Below are 19,339 nucleotides of genomic sequence, written 5' to 3' on the forward strand. Positions count from 1 at the left end.
CCTCAGGCGGTCTGGGCGGCGCCCACCGGCAGCCGTTCGCTGGCCGGATGACGCAGGCAATAGAGGGCGTAGGCGACGATCACCGTGAAGCACAGCAGCGGCACCGAATAGGCCAGTTGCATGTTGCCGCCGGTGTAGTCCGACAGCAGGCCCTGGAAGATCGGGATCACCCCGCCGCCGACGATGCTCATCACCAGCAGCGAGCCGCCGAATTCGGTGTCCCGGCCGATGCCGTCGACGGTCAGGCCGTAGATGGTCGGCCAGCAGGGGCCGAGGAAGATGCTCACGCCCACGGCGGCGTACACCGCGGTGATGTTGGGCACCAGGATGGTGTAAGCCAGCAGGGCGATGCACAGCACGCCGTAGACGCCCAGCACCTTGGCCGGATGCCAGCGGCGCATCAGCAGGTTGGCGATCAGCTTGCCGACGAAATAGGCGGCGAAGGTGGTGAGCAGGAACCAGGAGGCGCTGCGCTCGTTCATGCCGCCGAGTTGCATGGCCAGGCGGATGGTGAAGCTCCAGACGCCGACCTGGGCGCCGACGTAGAGGAATTGCGCCAGCACGCCAAAGACGAAGCGCGGATTGCGTCGCAGGCGGCCCAGGCTGGCGGCGACGCCGTCGCCCTCGCTGCGTATGCGGTCGTTGCCCTTGCAGGCCGGATAGCGGGTGCAGGCGATCAGCACGAAGATCAGCACCAGCACGCCGATCATCCACTGGTAGGGCGTCAGGGTGGCCTGGATCATCTGCAACTGCTGGGCGGCGGCCTCGGCGGGATTCATCTGCAGCAGCTGCGCCTGGCTGGCGTCGCCCTCCTTGAACATCACGAAGCTGCCGACGTAGACGCCGGTCATGGCGCCGAAGGGATGGAAGGTCTGGGAGATGTTCAGCCGGCGGGTGCCGGTCTCGCGCGGCCCGAGCAGGGTCGAGTAGGTGTTGCAGGCGGTCTCCAGAAAGGACAGTCCGGCGGCGATCACGAACAGCGCTAGCAGGAACATGCCGTACTTGGCCATGGAGGCGGCTGGAAAGAACAGCAGGCAACCGACCATGTAGAGGAACAGGCCGAAGAGGATGGTCGTCTTGTAGCTGAAGCGCCGCACCATCAGCGCGGCCGGCAGGGCCAGGAAGAAATAGCCGAGATAGAAGGCCGACTGGACGAAGGCGGTCTGGAAGTCACTGAGCAGGAAGGCCTTCTTGAAGTGGGCGATGAGCACGTCGTTCATGCTCGCCGCGGCGGCCCAGAGGGCGAAGATGCAGCACAGCAGGATGAAGGCGAACCACGGCGTGCGGTTCAGGTAGTAGCCGTCGGCGCTGGGCCGCAGAGGTGACTGGCTCATTGTTGTTCTCCGTAGGGATGCCAGGGTGGGGGATCGCCGACCTTGCGTCAGAGATCCAGGGAAGCGAGGTAGTCTTCGAAGACCGCGGCCTCGGGATAGGAGGTCTGGGTGCCGCGCCCGGTGACCGACAGCGCCGAATAGGCCACCGCCCGCTGCATGGCCTCACGCAGGCCCAGGCCCTGGACGCGGCCATGGGCGAAGCAGCCGATGAAGGCATCGCCGGCGCCGGTGGTGTCGAGGGCCGCCACCCGCTGGCCGGGCAGGCTGAATTCGCCCTCCTCGCCCACGTACAGCGCGCCCCCGGCGCCCAGGGTGACCACCACGTGACGGATGCCGCGACCGGCCAATACCCGCGCGGCGGCGAAGGCGCTCTCGCGATCCGCCACCGGCAGGCCGCTGACCAGGGCCAGCTCGGTCTCGTTGGGGACGAAGTAGTCCAGCCGGGCGAGGTGCGCGGCGCTCAGGTCGGCCACCGCCGGCGCCGGATTGAGCAGCACCGGGATGCCCAGGCGCTGGCCGCAGTCGATGGCGGCATAGACGGTCTCCAGGGCAATCTCCAGTTGCAGCACGATCAGCGCGCAGTCGCGCAGATCGGCTTCCGCCGCCTGGATGTCGGCCGGCGCGAGGGCGGCGTTGGCGCCCTTCACGATGAGGATGCTGTTGTGCGAATCGGGCTGCACGAAGATCGGCGCCACGCCGCTGGAGCGCCCAGGCGCGCGGGTGACGTGGCGGGTGTCGATGCCGAAGCGGCGGAAGTTGGCCAGGGTGTTGTCGGCGAAGAGGTCGTCGCCGACCTTGGTCACCATCAGCACCTCGCTGCCCAGCTTGGCGGCGGCGACCGCCTGGTTGGCGCCCTTGCCGCCACAGCCGAGGGCGAAGTCCGGCGCTTCCAGCGTCTCACCCTGGACGGGCAGTCGCTCGATATAGGTGATGAGATCGACCATGTTGCTGCCGATGACCGCGATTTTGCCCATGCCGAACGCGCCTCCGTTTTTTTGATGTTATTAAATTAACGGTTTTTGTTAATTTTTCATCATAGATACTGCAACTCGGGGCGCAGCTCAAGCGCCGGTGATCGTCCAGGGACGACACCGGGGCTTGCGGCCTCGAGGCTGGGAGCTGCGACACGAAAATGCGGGGACGGGAAGGTCAGACGAGGGGCGGTACGACAGCGGGAAGCGGCGCACCGGGGACCCGGTGCGCGCGGGGGAGATCAGTGGAACACTTCGGCGATAAAGGCCGCGCCGATGAAGGTGCCGAAGCTGGCGATCAGCGAAACCACCACGATGCGCCAGCCGAGGCGGCGGAAGGCCGGGATGTCCTTGGCGATGGACAGGCCGGCGAAGGCCAGCATGGGGGTGATCAGCGCCATGATGCCGACTGCGTTGTGGGCGGCAGTGATCTGCGGCGCCAGCGGACACCAGGGCGAGGTCAGGAACATGGCCACCAGCGATACCCAGCACACCGCCGGCACCTTGCGGCGGAACAGCTGGCAGAGCAGTTCGCCGACGAAGGCCGCCAGGATCATCACCGCGATGCCCAGGAAGGCCGCCGGCGGCAGGGTCTTGCTCATCACCAGGGTCGCCAGCAGCGCCAGGACGCCCGAGGCCAGCCAGGCGCTGAAGCGCGCCGACCAGCCTAGCTCCACGGGCTCGTCCACCACGCCGGCGTCCACCGCGCTCTGCTGGAAAGAGGCCTTGGTAGTGCGACCGATGCGCGGCTCCATCACCCGGTAGCCCCAGACCGCCAGCGGCAGGGAGATGAACAGGGTGAAATAGGTGCCCAGGGTTAGGGTGATGAGATTGGCGGCGGCGGCCAGCGCCATGACCTCCTTGGCCACCTCGGGCGTCTGCTGGGCGGCGATGGCGCCCGCCGCGGCGGCCATGATGCTGCCCGAGCCCAGGCCGGCGCCCATGGCCAGGGAATAGGGATGGAAGATGTTCAGGCTGGCGATGAAGCCGGCGACGATGGCCATGAACACCGCGCCGAACAGGGTGCCGGTGAGGTATTCGGCCAATACGCCGCGGCCTTCTGGGGAATCCATGCCATAGCGTTCGCTGATGATCGCCAGGCTCGGTTCGCGCCCCACCGAGAAGGTGGCACCGATGGCCTCGCGCTTGATGCCCAGCAGCAGTGCCACCGGCAGGCCGAGCAGGATGGTGCCGACGAAATGCCCCAGCTCCTGGAAGGCCAGCGCCCAGCCGGCGGCGATCACCGTGGGCAGCGAGCCGCCCACCACCAGACCGAGCTTGGCGATGAATACCAGCAAGGCGTACTGCAGGATGGCCGCCGAGCGCACCTGGGCGCCGCGGTCGATGCCCAGCCCCAGCGGCATGCGCTTGCCGACCTGCCCTACCGCCGCGCCTAGTAGCAGGGCCCAGATCATCGGCAGCAGGACCACCTTGCCGGGACCCAGGGGAATGCTGATGGCGCCGATCAGTTCGGCGATCAGCAGCACCACGGCGGCCCAGATATAGAGTTTCACGGTATTGCTGACAGCGCGGTCCTGGCCGACGGCCAGAGTCGGATGGGCACTCATTCTTCCCCCTGCGGCCCGCTCGCGGGCTCGGTTGTTGGTATGGTTGGCAGTCGCGAGCGCGAGGCCCGCTGGGCAGAAAAGGGCTCCGCAAGGGAGCACGACCCGGTCGTTCTGGAGGTCTGGTCGAGGTCGCACGGCTGGCGTGCCGGAGGCTTGAAGCCCGCCGCGGACAGGGTCTCGCATGGGGCTTTGCACCGTTCCGGGGCTCTGCGTCGCGGGCCTCGGCCAGGCCGGGGCGGCCGTGGTCTTGGCCCGAGTATGGACAGCGCCCTGTTCTCTCTCCAATACTGGAAACGGCCTTTTCCGTTGCTTTTACGAGAACACACGGATGCGTGGAATTCACGAACAACGCTTGCATTATTTCGTCGAGGCGGTGCGTCTGGGCAGCGTGCGCGCCGCCGCCGACGCCCTCGACATCGCCCCGTCCGCGGTCAGCCGGCAGATCGCCCAGGTCGAGGCGGAACTGGGCGTCGACCTGATCGAGCGCCACCGCCGCGGCATCACCCCGACCGAGGCCGGGCGCCTGGTACTGGACTATTTCCGCCAGCGCCAGACCCAGCTCGACGGGCTGAGAGACGCCATCGCCGATCTACAGGGGCTGCGCACCGGCCGCGTGGTGCTGGCCATCGGCGAAGGCTTCATCGGCGACCTGTCGCGCAGCCTGGGCGACTTTTCCGCGCGGCATCCGGAGATCGAGGTCAGGGTCAACGTGGTGGGCACCAACGAGGTGATCCGCCAGGTGATGGAAGACGAGGCGCAACTGGGGCTGGTGTTCAATCCGCCGCGCGATCCGCATCTGCGGGTGCATGGCAGCCGTGGCCAGCCGCTCTATGCCATGGTGGCGCCGGAGCATCCGCTGGCCGCGACCCAGGGGCCCGTGACCCTGGCCGCGCTGGGCGAGCACCGCCTGGCGCTGCCGGACATCTCCTACGGCATCCGCCAGATGCTCGACGCCGTGGAACAGGCCGCCGGCCAGCGCCTGGCGCCGACCCTGACCTGCAACACCTTCGCCCTGCTCAAGCACTATGCCCAGCAGGGCGGCGTCACGCTCCTGCCGCTGTTCGCCGCCACCCAGGAACTGGACAGCGGCGCCCTGCGCGCCCTGCCCCTGGCCGATCCCGGCTTCGCCCGTGCCCACGTCGAGCTGGTCACCCGCCTGGGCCGCAAGCTCAGCCGCGCCGCGGATGAATTGCGGACCGGTCTAGTGCAGCAGATGACCGCCTTTCGCTGAGCGTCGGCTCAAAGCCAGCTGCGCGTCGGCCAAACTGCGTTGAAGAGGCCTTCGGAATGCTCATTTACCACTTGTAAACTCCGCTTCCTCAGGCCTCTTCGCCTTGTTTGGCTCTAGCTCGCAAGTCTTTGGGCTTTGACCAAACGCTCAAGACTAATCAGGCGGGCAGCTCCTGGCGCACCAGCTCGGCCCACAACCGCACGGCCGGTTCGATGATGGCGTCATTGAAGTCATAGGCCGGGTTGTGCAGCGGCGCCGAGGGCTGGGCGCCGTCGACACCCAGCCAGAGATAGGCGCCGGGACGCGCCGCCAGCATGAAGGCGAAGTCCTCGGAGGCCATGGACGGCGGCACGCCATCGCTGACCCGCTCGGCGCCAAAGGCTGTCACTGCCGCCTGACGCACCCGCGCGGCCTGCGCCGGATGGTTCTGGGTCACCGGATAGCCGCGGGTGAATTCCAGTTCGCCGCGTACGCCCTGGGCCAGCGGCGCCTGGGCGACGATCTCGCCGATCAGCCGCTCCACCTCGGCGCGCACCGCGCCGTCCAGGCAACGCACCGTACCCCGGAGCCGCGCCACCTCGGGAATGACGTTGATCGCCTCCCCTGCTTCCATCATGGTCACGCTGACCACCACCGACGCCAGGGGCGAGATCCGCCGGGCTACGATGGTCTGCAGCTGCAGGATCAGGTCCGCCGCGGCGACGATGGGATCGCGGCCGCGCTCGGGCATGGCCGCATGGCAGCCCTTGCCGGTCAGGGTGATGGCGAAGGTGTCCAGCGAGGCCATCATGGCGCCCGGATTGACCACCACCTGCCCGGCCGGCAAGCCCGGCCAGTTGTGCAGGCCGTAGAGGGCATCCATGGGGAAGCGCTCGAACAGGCCGTCCTCGATCATCTTCTGGGCGCCGCCGAGATTCTCTTCGGCGGGCTGGAAGACGAAATAGAGGGTGCCGCGGAAATCGCGGTTTTCGCTCAGGTGACGCGCGGTGGCCAGCAGGATGGCGGTGTGGCCGTCATGGCCGCAGGCGTGCATGCGCCCAGCGGCGGTGGAACGGTGGGGGACGTTCCCCACCTCCTGCATCGGCAGGGCGTCCATGTCGGCGCGCAGCCCCAGGCTCGGGCCCTCGCCATGGCGCAACACCCCGACCACGCCGGTGCCGCCGAGGCCACGATGGACCTCCAGGCCGAAGCCCTCGAGCAATTCGGCCACCCGCGCCGCGGTGCGGTGCTCGGCGAAACCCAGTTCGGGATGGGCGTGGAAATCGCGACGCCAGCTACGGGCGTCGTCCAGCAGCGCTTGGTGAATGGTCATCGGTTACTCCAGGCTGGCGCCGTAGCCAAAGCCGGCGGCAGGGACGGCGGCGGTTTCCACCCAGACGCTCTTCACCTCGCTGTATTCGCGCAGGGCGTCGAGGCCGGAGGAGCGACCGTAGCCGCTCTCGCCATAGCCGCCGAAGGGCGAGCTGACGTGGATGGTCTTGTAGCCGTTGACCCAGAAGGTGCCGGCGCGCACGCCACGGGCCACCCGGTGGGCACGCCCGACGTCGCGGGTCCAGACCGCCCCGGCCAGGCCGAAGCGGCTGTCGTTGGCGATGCGGATGGCGTCGGCTTCGTCCTTGAAGGGAATGGCCACCACCACCGGCCCGAAGATCTCTTCCTGGGCGCAGCTCAGGCCATTGTGGCCGGCCAATACCGTGGGATTGACGTAGTAACCGGTCCCGGCGGGCAGCGGCTCGACGCCATTGGCGACATGCCGTGCGCCCTCGCCCAGAGCGCCTTCCACCATGGTGCGCACATGAGCGAATTGCTTGGCGTTGTGGATCGGACCGATCTGGGTCTCGGGATCGCCGGGATCCCCGACCTTGAACTGGCTGGCGGCGCGGGCCACCGCCTGGATGAAGCGCTCGTAGATGGATTCCTGCACCAGCAGCCGCGAGCCCGAGACGCAACTCTGGCCGGCGCCGGAAAAGATCGCCGCCTGGGCGCCGCGCACCGCCAGGTCCAGGTCGGCGTCTTCGAAGACAATGTTGGCCGACTTGCCACCCAGCTCCAGCACCACCGGGATGCAGCGCTGGGCCGCGGCGGCGGCGATGTGCCGGCCGGTGGCCGGCGAGCCGACGAAGACCACCTTGCGGATGTCGGCATGGGCGATCACCTGCTGGCCGACGGTATGACCCTGGCCGGCGAGCACGTTGACCAGGCCCTTGGGCGCACCGGCGCGTTCCACCAGCACGCCCAGCAGCAGCGAGGTCACCGGGGTCAGTTCGGAGGGCTTGAGGATCACCGCGTTGCCGGCGGTGATGGCCGGCGCGATCTGCCAGCCACCGGTGAAGATCGGCGCGTTCCAGGGGGTGATCTGCAGCACCGTGCCCAGGGGTTCGTAGGTCACGTAGTTGAGATGACTGGTGGGCACCGGGATGACTTCGCCGTGCAGCTTGTCGGCCCAGCCGGCGTAGTACTCGAACATCTCGGCGACCTTGAGCACCTCGACGCGGGCGTCACGGATCGGCTTGTTGGCGGTCTGGGACTCCAGCTGCGCCAAAACCTCGGCCTCCTCGCGGATCAGGGCGCCGACCCGGTAGATGATGCGCCCACGCGCCTGGGCGGTCAGGGCGCGCCATTCCTCGCGCGCCCGGCGGGCGGCGGTATCGGCGCGCTCGACCACGGCCAGGTCGGCGTCGGGATAGCTGTAGGCAGGGCTGTCGTCATGGGCGTTGCGCACGGTGATCCGCTCGCCGCTGCCGTCGACGAATGCGCCGTCCACGTAGCTGGCGACCTGTTGGCGATCACCCCAGAAGGGCTTGAGCAATTCCAGTGTCTTGGCGTTCATCATGATCATTCCCCGTTGCCGAACAGGTCTTCGCTGGTGCGTCGCGCGATGGCGCAGAAATCCTCGCCGTCGGCCAGGGTCTCGGCGCTGGCCTTCCAGGCCTGGGCCGTGGCCGCGGCCAGCGGCAGGTCGAGGCCGAGTTCGGCGATGAGCTGCTGGGCCAGGCCCACGTCCTTGCGCATCAGGCCCATGGTGAAGCCGGAGTCGTAGGCCTTGTTGAGCACCCAGGTAGGGAACATGCCCTGGCTGGCGGCGCTGCGCCCGGAGCCGGCATTGATGCCTTCGAGCAGCTTTTCCGGGGCGACGCCGGCACGGGCGGCCATGGTGACGGCTTCCGCGGTGGTGATCAGGTGCGCCGCGGCGAGGAGGTTATTGGCAATCTTGGCGATGTTGCCGGCACCCACGGCGCCGATGTGCACCCGGGTGGCGCTCATGGCTTCCAGCGCCGGCAGCGCCTTGGCCAGGGCCGCCTCGCTGCCGCCGATGACCATGGTCATGGTGCCGGCCGCGGCACCGGCGGGGCCGCCGGAGACCGGGGCATCGAGGAAATCGGCGCCGACCTCGGCAAAGGCCGCCGCCACCCGGCGACTGGTCTCCGGGGTGGAGGTGGTGGTGTCGACCACCACGGTGCCCGGCCGCACGCGGCTGACCAGACCCGCCTCGCCCAGGCACACGGCCTCGACATGCTCGGCCTTGGGCAGCGACAGCACGATGACGTCGCAGCTGGCGGCCAGGGCCGCCAGGTCGCCGGCGATGGCCACGCCCTGGGCGGCGACCCGCTCGCAGGCGGCGCTGGAGGGATCCAGCCCGGTGACGGTCACGCCCTTGCGCGCCAGGGTGATCGCCATGTTGCCGCCCATGTTGCCGAGTCCGATGACCCCGACCTGCCTGCCCATGCCTTGTTCCTCTTCTTCGAATTGGCGGTGACCGACCCGGTGGCCGACCCCTTGGCGATCGAGTATGGGAGGACCAGGCATCACCACCAATACGGCATTCGGACTTTCATGTTGCGCAAAAGGCAACGACGGCTGAGGGCACCAGCATCGTGCAAAGGCACGATTCGAGGGCACTGCTCGGCCCCAGGCTGGTGCAGAGCCACCAACCGCGCGACCGCGGCTGCAGGCAAAGCGCCAGTCACCGTGCGCCTTTGCGAACCCTGGCACAATTCCTGAAAAGGCGCCCTGGCTGGCCAGCAGTCCAGCCCAACAACAGCGCACGTTCGCTAAGGAGCCTTTCGCATGAAGCGCCGCCCACTACTGAAGACCACCCTTGCCGCGTCCGCTCTGCTCATGAGCGGTCTGTTTCCCTGGAGTGCCGCCCACGCCGCGGACACCATCAAGGTCGGTATCTTGCATTCGCTGTCTGGCACCATGGCCATCTCCGAGACCTCGCTCAAGGACATGGCGCTGATGACCATCGACGAGATCAACGCCAAGGGCGGGGTACTGGGCAAGAAGCTGGAACCCGTGGTGGTGGATCCGGCCTCCAACTGGCCGCTGTTCGCCGAGAAGGCGCGCCAGCTGGTGACCCAGGACAAGGTCGCGGTCACCTTCGGCTGCTGGACCTCGGTCTCGCGCAAATCGGTCCTGCCGGTCTACGAAGAACTCAACGGCCTGCTGTTCTACCCGGTGCAGTACGAAGGCGAAGAGATGTCGCCCAACGTCTTCTACACCGGCGCGGCACCGAACCAGCAGGCCATCCCGGCGGTGGAATACCTGATGAGCGAAGAAGGCGGCGGCGCCAAGCGCTTCTTCCTGCTGGGCACCGACTACGTCTATCCGCGCACCACCAACAAGATTCTCAGATCCTTCCTGCACAGCAAGGGCGTGCAGGACAAGGACATCGAAGAGGTCTACACCCCCTTCGGCCACAGCGATTACCAGACCATCGTCGCCAACATCAAGAAGTTCTCCGCCGGCGGCAAGACCGCGGTGGTCTCCACCATCAACGGCGACTCCAACGTGCCCTTCTACAAGGAACTGGGCAACCAGGGCCTGAAGGCCACCGACGTGCCGGTAGTGGCCTTCTCGGTGGGCGAGGAAGAACTGCGCGGCATCGACACCAAGCCGCTGGTGGGCCAGCTGGCCGCCTGGAACTACTTCGAGTCGCTGGATAACCCGGTGAACAAGAAGTTCGTCGAGGCCTGGAAGGCCTACGCCAAGGCCAAGAACCTGCCCAACTACCAGACCGCCGTGACCAACGACCCCATGGAAGCCACCTACATCGGCATCCACATGTGGGCCCAGGCGGTGGAAAAGGCCGGCAGCACCGACGTCGACAAGGTCCGCAAGGCCATGGCCGGCCAGACCTTCGCGGCGCCGGACGGCTACACCGTGAAGATGGACGAGAAGAACCATCACCTGCACAAGCCAGTGATGATCGGTGAGGTCCAGGACGACGGTCAGTTCAACGTCGTCTGGCAGACCGAGGGCCCGGTCCGCGCCCAGCCCTGGAGCCCCTACATCCCCGGCAACGACAAGAAGTCCGACGAACCGGTGAAGAGCGGCCAGTAACGCCCTCTCACCCCCGGCCATTCTCCCGGAGGGAGAGGAGAGCAAAACGCCGCTCAGCTTGTAGCTCTTGCCCCCTCTCCCCTCGGGAGAGGGTTGGGGTGAGGGCAAAAGGCGCGCCGAGGCCAACAGCTCTTCCCCCTCTCTCCTTGGGAGAGGGCCAAGGCGCTTCCCGCCAGAACCGGAAGCGCCGCACCACCACCGCTCCGCTCTTCCCCTCTCCCCCCGGGAGAGGGCTGGGGTGAGGGCCCGCCAGCGCACCCGGCCACACGGTCCGGTGCCCGGCACCAGAAACGAGGCCACGCCCGCCATCCCCCCGGAGACGCCGTGCAGGAGCCTTTACCCATCGACGAGGCCGAGCATGTCCCTACGCCTTTTTCTTCTGCCCCTGCTGTTGCTGCTCGTTGGCACCGCCCAGGCCGGCCCCGCCGCCGAGCTGGCCGCCGCCAGCGCCAACGACCAGGCCAAACTGCTGCAGGACTGGGCCGCCGCGCCCGATCCCGCCCAGCTCCCGGTGCTCCAGGCACTGCAGGACGGTCGCCTCTATGTCGACGAAGACAAGCGGCCCTTCTACAAGACCGGCGACAGCTACAGCGCCGCCGAAGGTGACGCCACGGCGCCCACCGGCACGCCCAAGCAGATCCGCCTGAACAACCGCCTGCGCGTCCTCATCGGCGCCGCCCAGGCCAGCGGCGGGCTGCTGTCGGCGGATGCCGGCGTACGCCTGACCGCCGCCCAGGCCCTGCGCCAGGAAGCCAAGCCCGAGCAGCGTGCCTTCCTGGAAAAACGCCTGCAGAGCGAAGCCGACAAGGACGTCAAAGGCGCCCTCGTCGCCGCCCTGGCCAATCTGCAGCTGACCGATCCCGATCCCGCCGTGCGCCTGGCCGCGGTGCGCCTGCTCGGCGAATCCGGCGAGCCCCAGGCCAAGACCCGCCTGCAGGCCCTGCTCGATCCGGCCGTGGAAGCCAACGACGACGTCCGCAAGGCCGCCGCCACCGGCCTCGCCCAGGTGGACCGCAAGCTGCTGCTGGGCGATCTGCTCGGCCAGGCCTTCACCGGGCTGTCGCTGGGCTCCATCCTGCTACTGGCCGCCCTGGGCCTGGCCATCACCTATGGCCTGCTCGGCGTCATCAACATGGCCCACGGCGAGATGCTGATGCTCGGCGCCTACAGCACCTATATGGTGCAGCTGACCCTGCAGCGCCTGGCGCCCGAATGGCTGGCCTGGTATCCGCTGCTGGCCCTGCCGGTAGCCTTCGCCGTCACCGCCGCCATCGGCATGGCGCTGGAGCGCACCGTGATCCGCCACCTCTATGGCCGACCGCTGGAAACCCTGCTGGCGACCTGGGGCATCAGCCTGATGCTGATCCAGGCGGTGCGGGTGCTGTTCGGCGCCCAGAACGTCGAGGTGGCCAACCCGGCCTGGCTGTCCGGCGGCATCCAGGTGCTGCCCAACCTGCTCCTGCCGTGGAACCGCGTGATCATCCTCGGCTTCGTGGTCTTCGTGCTGGTCCTGACCTGGGCCCTGCTGAACAAGACCCGGCTGGGCCTCAACGTGCGCGCCGTGACCCAGAATCGCAACATGGCCGCCTGCTGCGGCGTACCGACGGGCCGCATCGACATGCTCGCCTTCGGCCTCGGTTCCGGCATCGCCGGTCTGGGCGGCGTGGCCCTGTCGCAGATCGGCAACGTCGGTCCGGACCTCGGCCAGAGCTACATCATCGACTCCTTCCTGGTGGTGGTGCTCGGCGGCGTCGGCCAACTGGCTGGCAGCGTGCTGGCGGCCTTCGGCCTGGGCATCGTCAACAAGATCCTCGAACCCCAGATCGGCGCCGTGCTGGGCAAGATCCTCATCCTCGGCCTGATCATCCTGTTCATCCAGAAGCGGCCCCAGGGCCTGTTCGCCCTCAAGGGGAGGGTCATCGATTGAACCAGCCACTCGCGCTTACCGCTGTGCAGAAGGCCGGCCCGCGCCTGAGCTTGGCCGTGCTCGGCCTGGCCCTCGCCGTGCTGATCGCCCTGCCGCTGCTGTCCCTGCTGCCGGCCGACAACCCCTTCCAGGTCTCGGCCTACACCCTCACCCTGGTGGGCAAGATCCTCTGCTATGCCATCGTCGCCCTGGCGCTGGACCTGGTCTGGGGCTACGCCGGGATGCTCTCCCTCGGCCACGGACTGTTCTTCGCCCTCGGCGGCTACGCCATGGGCATGTACCTGATGCGCCAGGCCGCCGGTGACGGTCTGCCGCCGTTCATGAGCTTTCTCTCCTGGACCCGCTATCCCTGGTTCTGGGCCGGCACCGACCATTTCCTCTGGGCGCTGTGCCTGGCGGTACTGGCCCCCGGTCTGCTGGCCCTGGCGTTCGGCTTCTTCGCCTTCCGCTCGAAGATCAAGGGCGTCTACTTCTCGATCATGACCCAGGCGCTGACCTTTGCCGGCATGCTGCTGTTCTTTCGCAACGAGACCGGCTTCGGCGGCAACAACGGCTTTACCGGCTTCACCACCCTGCTGGGCTTTCCGGTGGCCGCCCAGGGCACCCGCGCGGTGCTCTTCCTGCTCACCGTGGCCCTGCTGGTGGCCAGTCTCTGGCTGGGCTGGCGCCTGGCGCAGAGCAAGTTCGGCCGCATCCTCACGGCGATCCGCGACGCCGAGAACCGGGTGACCTTCTGCGGCTACGATCCGCGCGGTTTCAAGCTGTTCGTCTGGGTGCTCTCGGCGGTGCTCTGCGGCCTGGCCGGGGCGCTCTACGTACCCCAGGTGGGCATCATCAACCCCAGCGAGATGGCCCCGACCAACTCCATCGAAGCGGCCATCTGGGTCGCCCTCGGCGGACGCGGCAGCCTGATCGGCCCGGTGCTCGGCGCCGGCATCGTCAACGGCGCCAAGAGCTGGTTCACCGTGGCCTTTCCCGAATACTGGCTGTTCTTCCTCGGCGCCCTGTTCATCGTCGTCACCCTCTATCTGCCGCGTGGCGTGATCGGCCTCATCAAGAAGGAGCGCGACGCATGAAAGCCGCCCCCGTACCCCCCGTCGCCGCGGAAGTGCTCGATCCCGGCATCGGCGCCGAGGCCAGCGGTCTTGGCCATCGCGCCGGCACGGGCCTGGACACCCGCCACGGCACCATCCTCAGCCTGGAAGGCATCGAGGTCAGCTTCGACGGCTTCAAGGCCTTGCGCGACTTAAATCTCTACATCGGCGTCGGTGAATTGCGCTGCATCATCGGCCCCAACGGCGCCGGCAAGACCACCATGATGGACGTCATCACCGGCAAGACCCGCCCCGACCGCGGCAGCGCCTGGTTCGGCGAGACCCTCGACCTGACCCGCCTGCAACCGGTGGAGATCGCCCAGGCCGGCATCGGTCGCAAATTCCAGAAGCCCACGGTGTTCGAGGCCCTGACGGTCTGGGAGAACCTGGAGCTGGCGCAACGGACCGACAAGTCGGTGTGGGCCAGCCTGCGCGCACGGCTCTCCGGCGAACAGCGCGATCGCCTGGAAGAGGTGCTGACCACCATCCGCCTGCAGGAATCGCGCGGGCGCACGGCGGGCCTGCTCTCCCACGGCCAGAAGCAATTCCTCGAGATCGGCATGCTGCTGGTGCAGGAGCCGCAACTGCTGCTGCTCGACGAACCCGTGGCCGGCATGACCGACGCCGAGACCGAATTCACCGCCGAGCTGTTCAAGTCGCTGGTGCCCCGGCACTCGCTGATGGTGGTGGAGCACGACATGGGCTTCGTCGGCAGCATCGCCGATCACGTCACCGTGCTGCACCAGGGCCACGTCCTGGCCGAAGGCTCGCTGGACCAGGTCCAGGCCAACGACCAGGTGATCGAGGTGTATCTGGGGCGCTAGCGCGCGGTCGCGCCCCTGTCCGTAGGTTGGGTTGAGACGGCTCCACAGTCGAAGCCCAACACCGATACGGACCGGGAGCGTTGGGCTTCGCTCCGCTCAACCCAACCTACGTCGGCAGGCCATCCGGCCTGCCAGAGACCAGACAACCGGCCGAGGCCCCCATGCTCCAGGTCAACGAACTCCATCAGTACTACGGCGGCAGCCACATCCTGCGTGGCCTGTCCTTCGACGCGCCCATCGGCGAGGTCACCAGCCTGCTCGGCCGCAACGGCGTCGGCAAGACCACCCTGCTGCGCTGCCTCATGGGCCTGATCCCGGCCAAGCGCGGCAGCGTCACCTGGGAAGGCCAGGACATCACCTCCCGCAAGCCGCACCAGCGGGTGCAGTCCGGCATCGCCTACGTGCCCCAGGGCCGCGAGATCTTTCCGCGCCTCACCGTCGAGGAAAATCTGCTCATGGGCCTGTCGCGCTTTCCCGCCCGGGAAGCCCGCGAGGTACCCGAATCCATCTACGAACTCTTCCCCGTGCTGCGGCAGATGCGCCAGCGTCGCGGTGGCGACCTCTCCGGCGGCCAGCAGCAGCAACTGGCCATCGGCCGCGCCCTGGCCAGCCGCCCGCGCCTGCTGATCCTCGACGAACCCACCGAGGGCATCCAGCCCTCGGTGATCAAGGAGATCGGCACCGTCATAGCCCACCTGGCCAAGCGCGGCGACATGGCCATCCTGCTGGTGGAGCAGTTCTACGACTTCGCCAGTGAACTGGCCGACGGCTACCTGGTGATGTCCCGTGGCGAGATCGTCCAGCGCGGCCGCGGGGTCGACATGGAGGTGGAAGGGGTACGGGGACTGGTGGCGATCTAGCGGGCCAGGGTCGATAATCGAACGCTTCCGCAGCCTGCCCTGCCACCCGCCCGACCGACTCGATTGACGGAATTAACCGGCTGGTACATTTTCTCTCCAGTGCCGGGCAGCGCCTGCCCGGCAAGACAACAAGAGAGAAGGCTGTCATGTCCTCCCGCCGCATCCTGGTCCTCAACGGACCCAACCTCAATCTGCTCGGCACCCGCGAGCCCGCCACCTACGGCCACGAGACCCTGGCCGACGTCGCCCGGCTGTGTACCGAGACCGCCGCCGCCGAGGGTTACGAGGTGGACTTCCGCCAGACCAACCACGAAGGCGAATTGCTCGACTGGATCCACGCGGCCCGCGGCGCCTATGCCGGGGTGGTGATCAATCCCGCCGCCTGGACCCACACCTCGGTGGCCTTGCGCGACGCCCTGGTGGCCAGCGAGCTGCCGGTCTACGAGGTGCACCTGTCCAACGTGCATCGCCGCGAAGCCTTCCGTCATCATTCCTATGTCTCGGGCATCGCCGTCGGCGTCATCTGCGGCCTCGGCAGCCAGGGATATCGCGCCGCCATCGCCGCCCTCATCGCCCACCAGGGAAACTAACGCCATGACCGCACCCAAATCCGTCCTCGCCGGCCTCATCGGCGCCGGCATCCAGGCCTCGCTGACGCCCGCCATGCACGAACGCGAAGGCGACGCCCAGGGCCTCAGATACCTCTATCGGCTGATCGACCTGGATGCCCTCGGCCTCGCTGCAGACGCCCTGCCCGAGTTGCTGCAGGCCGCCCAGCGCACCGGCTTCACCGGCCTCAACATCACCTTTCCTTGCAAGCAGGCGATCATCCCGCTGCTCGACGACCTCTCTCCCGAGGCGCGCGGCATCGGCGCGGTGAATACCGTGGTGCTGGCCGACGGCCGCACCGTGGGCCACAACACCGACTGCCTGGGCTTCGCCGAAGGCTTTCGCCGCGGCCTGCCGGACGTAGCCAAGCGCCTGGTGGTGCAACTGGGCGCCGGCGGTGCCGGCAGCGCCGTGGCCCACGCCCTGCTCGCCGAGGGTGTCGACCAGCTGTTCATCTTCGATGTCGAGGCCGAGCGGGCCCAGGCGCTGGTGGACAACCTGACCCGCCACTTCGGCCCCGGGCGCGCCGCGGTCGGCACCGACCGGGCCGCCGCGGTCGCCGCTGCCGATGGCCTGGTCAACACCTCGCCGGTGGGCATGGCCAAGCTGCCCGGCATGCCACTGCCGGCCGAGTTGCTGCATTCCGGACTCTGGGTCGCCGAGATCATCTACTTCCCGCTGGAAACCGAGCTGCTGCGCCAGGCCCGCGCCCTCGGCTGCCGCACCCTGGATGGCGGCACCATGGCCGTGTTCCAGGCGGTCAAGGCCTTCGAACTCTTCAGCGGTCGTAGCGCCGACGCCGAACGCATGCAGGCCCATTTCGCCGAATTGCGCGGCTAGTCCCCAGCGTTGGGCTTCGCTGCGCTCAACCCAACCTACCTCGCTCATCCGTAGGTTGGGTTGAGACAGCCCCACCGTCGAAGCCCAACGACCCCGCACCTGATCTAGCGCCCATGAAAAAGGGGAGGCCTCGGCCTCCCCTTTTCTCCTGCCCTCGCCTCAGCGCGGCATGTTCGGCTGACGCCGCGACTTCTTGCGCGGACCGCCCTTGGCGTAGCCGGCGGCCTGGCCTTCCTGGCCCTTGTCCCAGGCCTTGCTGCCATCGCTGGCGCGGGGTGGCAGGCCGGTGTGCTGGGTGAGGATGCGCCCGGCGCCGGTACCGGCCTTCTTGCTGCCCACCGGAGTGGAATTCTTGCGCCGCGCACTCTGGTAGCCCGCGTCGCCCACCGGCTGGGTGGCCGGGATCAACTGGTGCTTGCCCGGCCCGATCAGGTCGGCGCGACCCATATCCTTGAGCGCCTCGCGCAGCATCGGCCAGCCCTTGGGATCGTGGTAGCGCAGGAAGGCCTTGTGCAGGCGGCGCTGCTGGTCGCTCTTGACGATGGTCACGCCATCGCTCTTGTAGGTGACCTTGCGCAGCGGATTCTTGCCCGAGTGGTACATGGCCGTGGCGGTGGCCATCGGCGAGGGATAGAAGGCCTGCACCTGATCCGCGCGGAAGCCGTTGCGCTTGAGCCACAGGGCGAGGTTCATCATGTCCTCGTCGGTGGTGCCCGGGTGCGCGGCGATGAAGTAGGGGATCAGGTACTGCTCCTTGCCCGCCTCCTTGGTGTACTTCTCGAACATCTGCTTGAAGCGGTCGTAGCTGCCGATGCCGGGCTTCATCATCTTGTCCAGCGGACCGCGCTCGGTGTGCTCGGGCGCGATCTTCAGGTAGCCGCCGACATGATGGGTGACCAGTTCCTTGACGTACTCGGGCGACTCCACGGCCAGGTCGTATCTCAGGCCCGAGGCGATCAGGATCTTCTTCACCCCCGGCAGCGCCCGCGCCTTGCGGTACAGCTCGATCAAGGATGAGTGATCGGTATTGAGGTTCTCGCAGATACCGGGGAACACGCACGACGGCTTGCGGCAGTGGCGCTCGATCTCCGGGTCCTTGCAGGCGATGCGGTACATGTTGGCGGTCGGCCCGCCGAGGTCCGAGACCACGCCGGTAAAGCCCGGCACCTTGTCGCGCATCTCCTCGATCTCGCGGATGATCGAGTCGTGGGAGCGATTCTGGATGATCCGGCCTTCGTGCTCGGTGATGGAGCAGAAGGTGCAGCCACCAAAGCAGCCGCGCATGATGTTCACCGAGAAACGGATCATCTCGTAGGCCGGGATCCTTTCCTTGCCATAGGCCGGGTGTGGCACGCGCGCATAGGGCATGCCGAACACATAGTCCATTTCCTCGGTGGTCATGGGGATGGGCGGCGGCGTGAACCAGACGTCCACCTCGCCATGCCGCTGCACCAGCGCGCGGGCGTTGCCCGGGTTGGTTTCCAGGTGCAGCACGCGGTTGGCATGGGCATAGAGCACCGGGTCGTTGCGCACCTTCTCGAAGGACGGCAGGCGGATCACCGTCTTGTCGCGGGTCATGCGCGGGCTTTCCAGCAGCTGCACCACCTTGGCTTCGTTGGGGTCTTCGACCTCGCCTTTGGCCTGCTCGATGGCACAGGCCTCGGTGTCCTGGGTGTTCACGTAGGGATTGATGATCTTGTCGACGCGACCGGGTCGATCGATGCGGGTCGAGTCGACCTCGAACCAGCCCTCGGGCGTGTCCCGACGGATGAAGGCGGTACCGCGCACGTCGGTGATGGCCTCGACGCGCTCGCCACGCGACAGCCGCTGGGCGATCTCGACCACCGCCCGCTCGGCGTTGCCATAGAGGAGGATGTCGGCGGTGGCATCCATCAGGATCGAGCGGCGGACCTTGTCCTGCCAGTAGTCGTAGTGGGCGATCCGGCGCAGCGAGGCCTCGATGCCGCCGAGCACGATCGGCACGTGGCTGTAGGCTTCCTTGCAGCGCTGGCTATAGACCAGGCTGGCGCGATCCGGACGCTTGCCGGCGACGTTGCCCGGGGTATAGGCATCGTCGGAGCGGACCTTCTTGTCCGCGGTGTAGCGGTTGATCATCGAGTCCATGTTGCCCGCGGCCACACCGAAGAACAGATTCGGCTCGCCGAGCTTCATGAAGTCGTCCTTCGAATGCCAGTCCGGCTGGGCGATGATGCCCACGCGGAAGCCCTGGGCCTCCAGCAGCCGGCCGATGATGGCCATGCCAAAGGACGGGTGATCGACGTAAGCGTCCCCGGTGACGATGATGATGTCGCAGCTGTCCCAGCCGAGTTGCTCCATCTCCGCCCGACTCATGGGCAGGAAGGGTGCAGGACCAAAGCACTCGGCCCAGTATTTCGGATAGTCGAACAGCGGCGTGGCGGCTTGCATGGCAGCTTCCGGGAAAGGGGTGTTTTCAGGAGGTCGCGAAGAATAGCACAAAAAATGACCAGCTCAGCCCCCGGACATCGATTGCCTTTGGCTATCGGGCGGCTGCCTCGGCCCTGCCCTCACCCCAACCCTCTCCCCGGGGGAGAGGGGGCAAAAGCACCTCGCGCACCTGCTCGTCCTCTGCTCCCTTGGGGAGAGGGAAGCCCACCGGCAATGCCCTTCAGCCGTAGGGTGGACAACGGCGCAGCCTTGTCCACGCGTAGCGGCCTCTTTCGTCCAAGGGCAGACCGCGGAAAGATGCCCAACGGCAA

At 67.5% G+C, this 19,339-nt stretch carries 15 protein-coding genes; 8 read left to right on the forward strand and 7 right to left on the reverse strand.

Annotated elements, in window-relative coordinates; genetic code table 11:
- Positions 1 to 2 precede the first annotated feature (2 nt).
- The 3 genes from fucP to FHR73_RS21355 all read right to left on the reverse strand — a co-directional run bounded on the left by fucP (position 3) and on the right by FHR73_RS21355 (position 3,873).
- The gene (gene fucP / locus FHR73_RS21345; protein ID WP_183633901.1) at positions 3 to 1,334 is read right to left on the reverse strand and encodes an L-fucose:H+ symporter permease; all 1,332 of its coding nucleotides are present in this window, start codon (positions 1,332 to 1,334) and stop codon (positions 3 to 5) included.
- Positions 1,335 to 1,381: 47 nt separating this feature from the next.
- Complete coding sequence (gene rbsK / locus FHR73_RS21350) at positions 1,382 to 2,308, reverse strand: ribokinase (protein ID WP_183633903.1); 927 nt, start codon at positions 2,306 to 2,308, stop codon at positions 1,382 to 1,384.
- 239 nt (positions 2,309 to 2,547) lie between these two features.
- On the reverse strand, positions 2,548 to 3,873 hold the full coding sequence (locus FHR73_RS21355; RefSeq protein WP_183633905.1) for a DUF3100 domain-containing protein: 1,326 nt from the start codon (positions 3,871 to 3,873) through the stop codon (positions 2,548 to 2,550).
- 328 nt (positions 3,874 to 4,201) lie between these two features.
- Here FHR73_RS21355 and FHR73_RS21360 point away from each other — a divergent pair, with 328 nt between their 5' ends.
- The gene (locus FHR73_RS21360) at positions 4,202 to 5,104 is read left to right on the forward strand and encodes a LysR family transcriptional regulator (RefSeq protein ID WP_183633907.1); all 903 of its coding nucleotides are present in this window, start codon (positions 4,202 to 4,204) and stop codon (positions 5,102 to 5,104) included.
- Between the two features lie 157 nt (positions 5,105 to 5,261).
- Here the strand turns inward: FHR73_RS21360 and FHR73_RS21365 are convergent, their stop codons facing one another.
- Genes FHR73_RS21365 through FHR73_RS21375 form a run of 3 tightly spaced genes read right to left on the reverse strand, consistent with a single transcriptional unit; the run spans position 5,262 to position 8,896 of the window.
- A complete protein-coding gene (locus FHR73_RS21365; protein ID WP_183633909.1) occupies positions 5,262 to 6,416 on the reverse strand; it encodes a M20 aminoacylase family protein in 1,155 nt (384 codons plus the stop codon).
- 3 nt (positions 6,417 to 6,419) lie between these two features.
- Positions 6,420 to 7,937: an aldehyde dehydrogenase family protein gene (locus FHR73_RS21370; protein WP_183633911.1), complete on the reverse strand. Its 1,518-nt coding sequence runs from the start codon at positions 7,935 to 7,937 to the stop codon at positions 6,420 to 6,422.
- A gap of 2 nt (positions 7,938 to 7,939) precedes the next feature.
- A complete protein-coding gene (locus FHR73_RS21375) occupies positions 7,940 to 8,896 on the reverse strand; it encodes an NAD(P)-dependent oxidoreductase (protein WP_409258708.1) in 957 nt (318 codons plus the stop codon).
- A gap of 276 nt (positions 8,897 to 9,172) precedes the next feature.
- Between FHR73_RS21375 and urtA the strand changes: the two genes are divergently transcribed.
- The 7 genes from urtA to FHR73_RS21410 all read left to right on the forward strand — a co-directional run bounded on the left by urtA (position 9,173) and on the right by FHR73_RS21410 (position 16,601).
- Positions 9,173 to 10,447, forward strand: a complete 1,275-nt coding sequence (gene urtA / locus FHR73_RS21380) for an urea ABC transporter substrate-binding protein (RefSeq protein ID WP_027598819.1) — start codon at positions 9,173 to 9,175, stop codon at positions 10,445 to 10,447.
- 358 nt (positions 10,448 to 10,805) lie between these two features.
- Positions 10,806 to 12,374, forward strand: coding sequence for an urea ABC transporter permease subunit UrtB (gene urtB, locus FHR73_RS21385; RefSeq protein ID WP_183633915.1), 1,569 nt, complete (start codon positions 10,806 to 10,808; stop codon positions 12,372 to 12,374).
- Positions 12,371 to 13,450 (forward strand): urea ABC transporter permease subunit UrtC, encoded by a 1,080-nt coding sequence (urtC, locus tag FHR73_RS21390; protein ID WP_026084070.1) that lies wholly within the window; start codon positions 12,371 to 12,373, stop codon positions 13,448 to 13,450. The genes urtB and urtC overlap by 4 nt, the downstream gene beginning before the upstream one ends.
- A complete protein-coding gene (urtD, locus tag FHR73_RS21395; RefSeq protein WP_183633917.1) occupies positions 13,447 to 14,292 on the forward strand; it encodes an urea ABC transporter ATP-binding protein UrtD in 846 nt (281 codons plus the stop codon). Before urtC ends, urtD begins: the two co-directional genes overlap by 4 nt.
- A gap of 161 nt (positions 14,293 to 14,453) precedes the next feature.
- The gene (gene urtE, locus FHR73_RS21400; protein ID WP_183633918.1) at positions 14,454 to 15,152 is read left to right on the forward strand and encodes an urea ABC transporter ATP-binding subunit UrtE; all 699 of its coding nucleotides are present in this window, start codon (positions 14,454 to 14,456) and stop codon (positions 15,150 to 15,152) included.
- A gap of 146 nt (positions 15,153 to 15,298) precedes the next feature.
- On the forward strand, positions 15,299 to 15,742 hold the full coding sequence (aroQ, locus tag FHR73_RS21405) for a type II 3-dehydroquinate dehydratase (protein WP_183633919.1): 444 nt from the start codon (positions 15,299 to 15,301) through the stop codon (positions 15,740 to 15,742).
- 4 nt (positions 15,743 to 15,746) lie between these two features.
- The gene (locus FHR73_RS21410) at positions 15,747 to 16,601 is read left to right on the forward strand and encodes a shikimate dehydrogenase (RefSeq protein ID WP_183633920.1); all 855 of its coding nucleotides are present in this window, start codon (positions 15,747 to 15,749) and stop codon (positions 16,599 to 16,601) included.
- 159 nt (positions 16,602 to 16,760) lie between these two features.
- On the opposite strand, the gene FHR73_RS21415 is transcribed toward FHR73_RS21410, so the two are convergent.
- A complete protein-coding gene (locus FHR73_RS21415) occupies positions 16,761 to 19,028 on the reverse strand; it encodes a YgiQ family radical SAM protein (protein ID WP_183633921.1) in 2,268 nt (755 codons plus the stop codon).
- Between the last annotated feature and the right edge of the window lie 311 nt (positions 19,029 to 19,339).

Source organism: Pseudomonas sp. AS2.8, assembly GCF_014190935.1.
Lineage (GTDB): Bacteria > Pseudomonadota > Gammaproteobacteria > Pseudomonadales > Pseudomonadaceae > Chryseomonas.

Coding starts and splice junctions, on each gene's coding strand:
- fucP (WP_183633901.1), bottom strand. CDS start 1,334: ATGAGCCAGTCACCTCTGCGGCCCAGCGCCGACGGCTACTACCTGAAC.
- rbsK (WP_183633903.1), bottom strand. CDS start 2,308: ATGGGCAAAATCGCGGTCATCGGCAGCAACATGGTCGATCTCATCACC.
- FHR73_RS21355 (WP_183633905.1), bottom strand. CDS start 3,873: ATGAGTGCCCATCCGACTCTGGCCGTCGGCCAGGACCGCGCTGTCAGC.
- FHR73_RS21360 (WP_183633907.1), top strand. CDS start 4,202: ATGCGTGGAATTCACGAACAACGCTTGCATTATTTCGTCGAGGCGGTG.
- FHR73_RS21365 (WP_183633909.1), bottom strand. CDS start 6,416: ATGACCATTCACCAAGCGCTGCTGGACGACGCCCGTAGCTGGCGTCGC.
- FHR73_RS21370 (WP_183633911.1), bottom strand. CDS start 7,937: ATGATGAACGCCAAGACACTGGAATTGCTCAAGCCCTTCTGGGGTGAT.
- urtA (WP_027598819.1), top strand. CDS start 9,173: ATGAAGCGCCGCCCACTACTGAAGACCACCCTTGCCGCGTCCGCTCTG.
- urtB (WP_183633915.1), top strand. CDS start 10,806: ATGTCCCTACGCCTTTTTCTTCTGCCCCTGCTGTTGCTGCTCGTTGGC.
- urtD (WP_183633917.1), top strand. CDS start 13,447: ATGAAAGCCGCCCCCGTACCCCCCGTCGCCGCGGAAGTGCTCGATCCC.
- urtE (WP_183633918.1), top strand. CDS start 14,454: ATGCTCCAGGTCAACGAACTCCATCAGTACTACGGCGGCAGCCACATC.
- aroQ (WP_183633919.1), top strand. CDS start 15,299: ATGTCCTCCCGCCGCATCCTGGTCCTCAACGGACCCAACCTCAATCTG.
- FHR73_RS21410 (WP_183633920.1), top strand. CDS start 15,747: ATGACCGCACCCAAATCCGTCCTCGCCGGCCTCATCGGCGCCGGCATC.
- FHR73_RS21415 (WP_183633921.1), bottom strand. CDS start 19,028: ATGCAAGCCGCCACGCCGCTGTTCGACTATCCGAAATACTGGGCCGAG.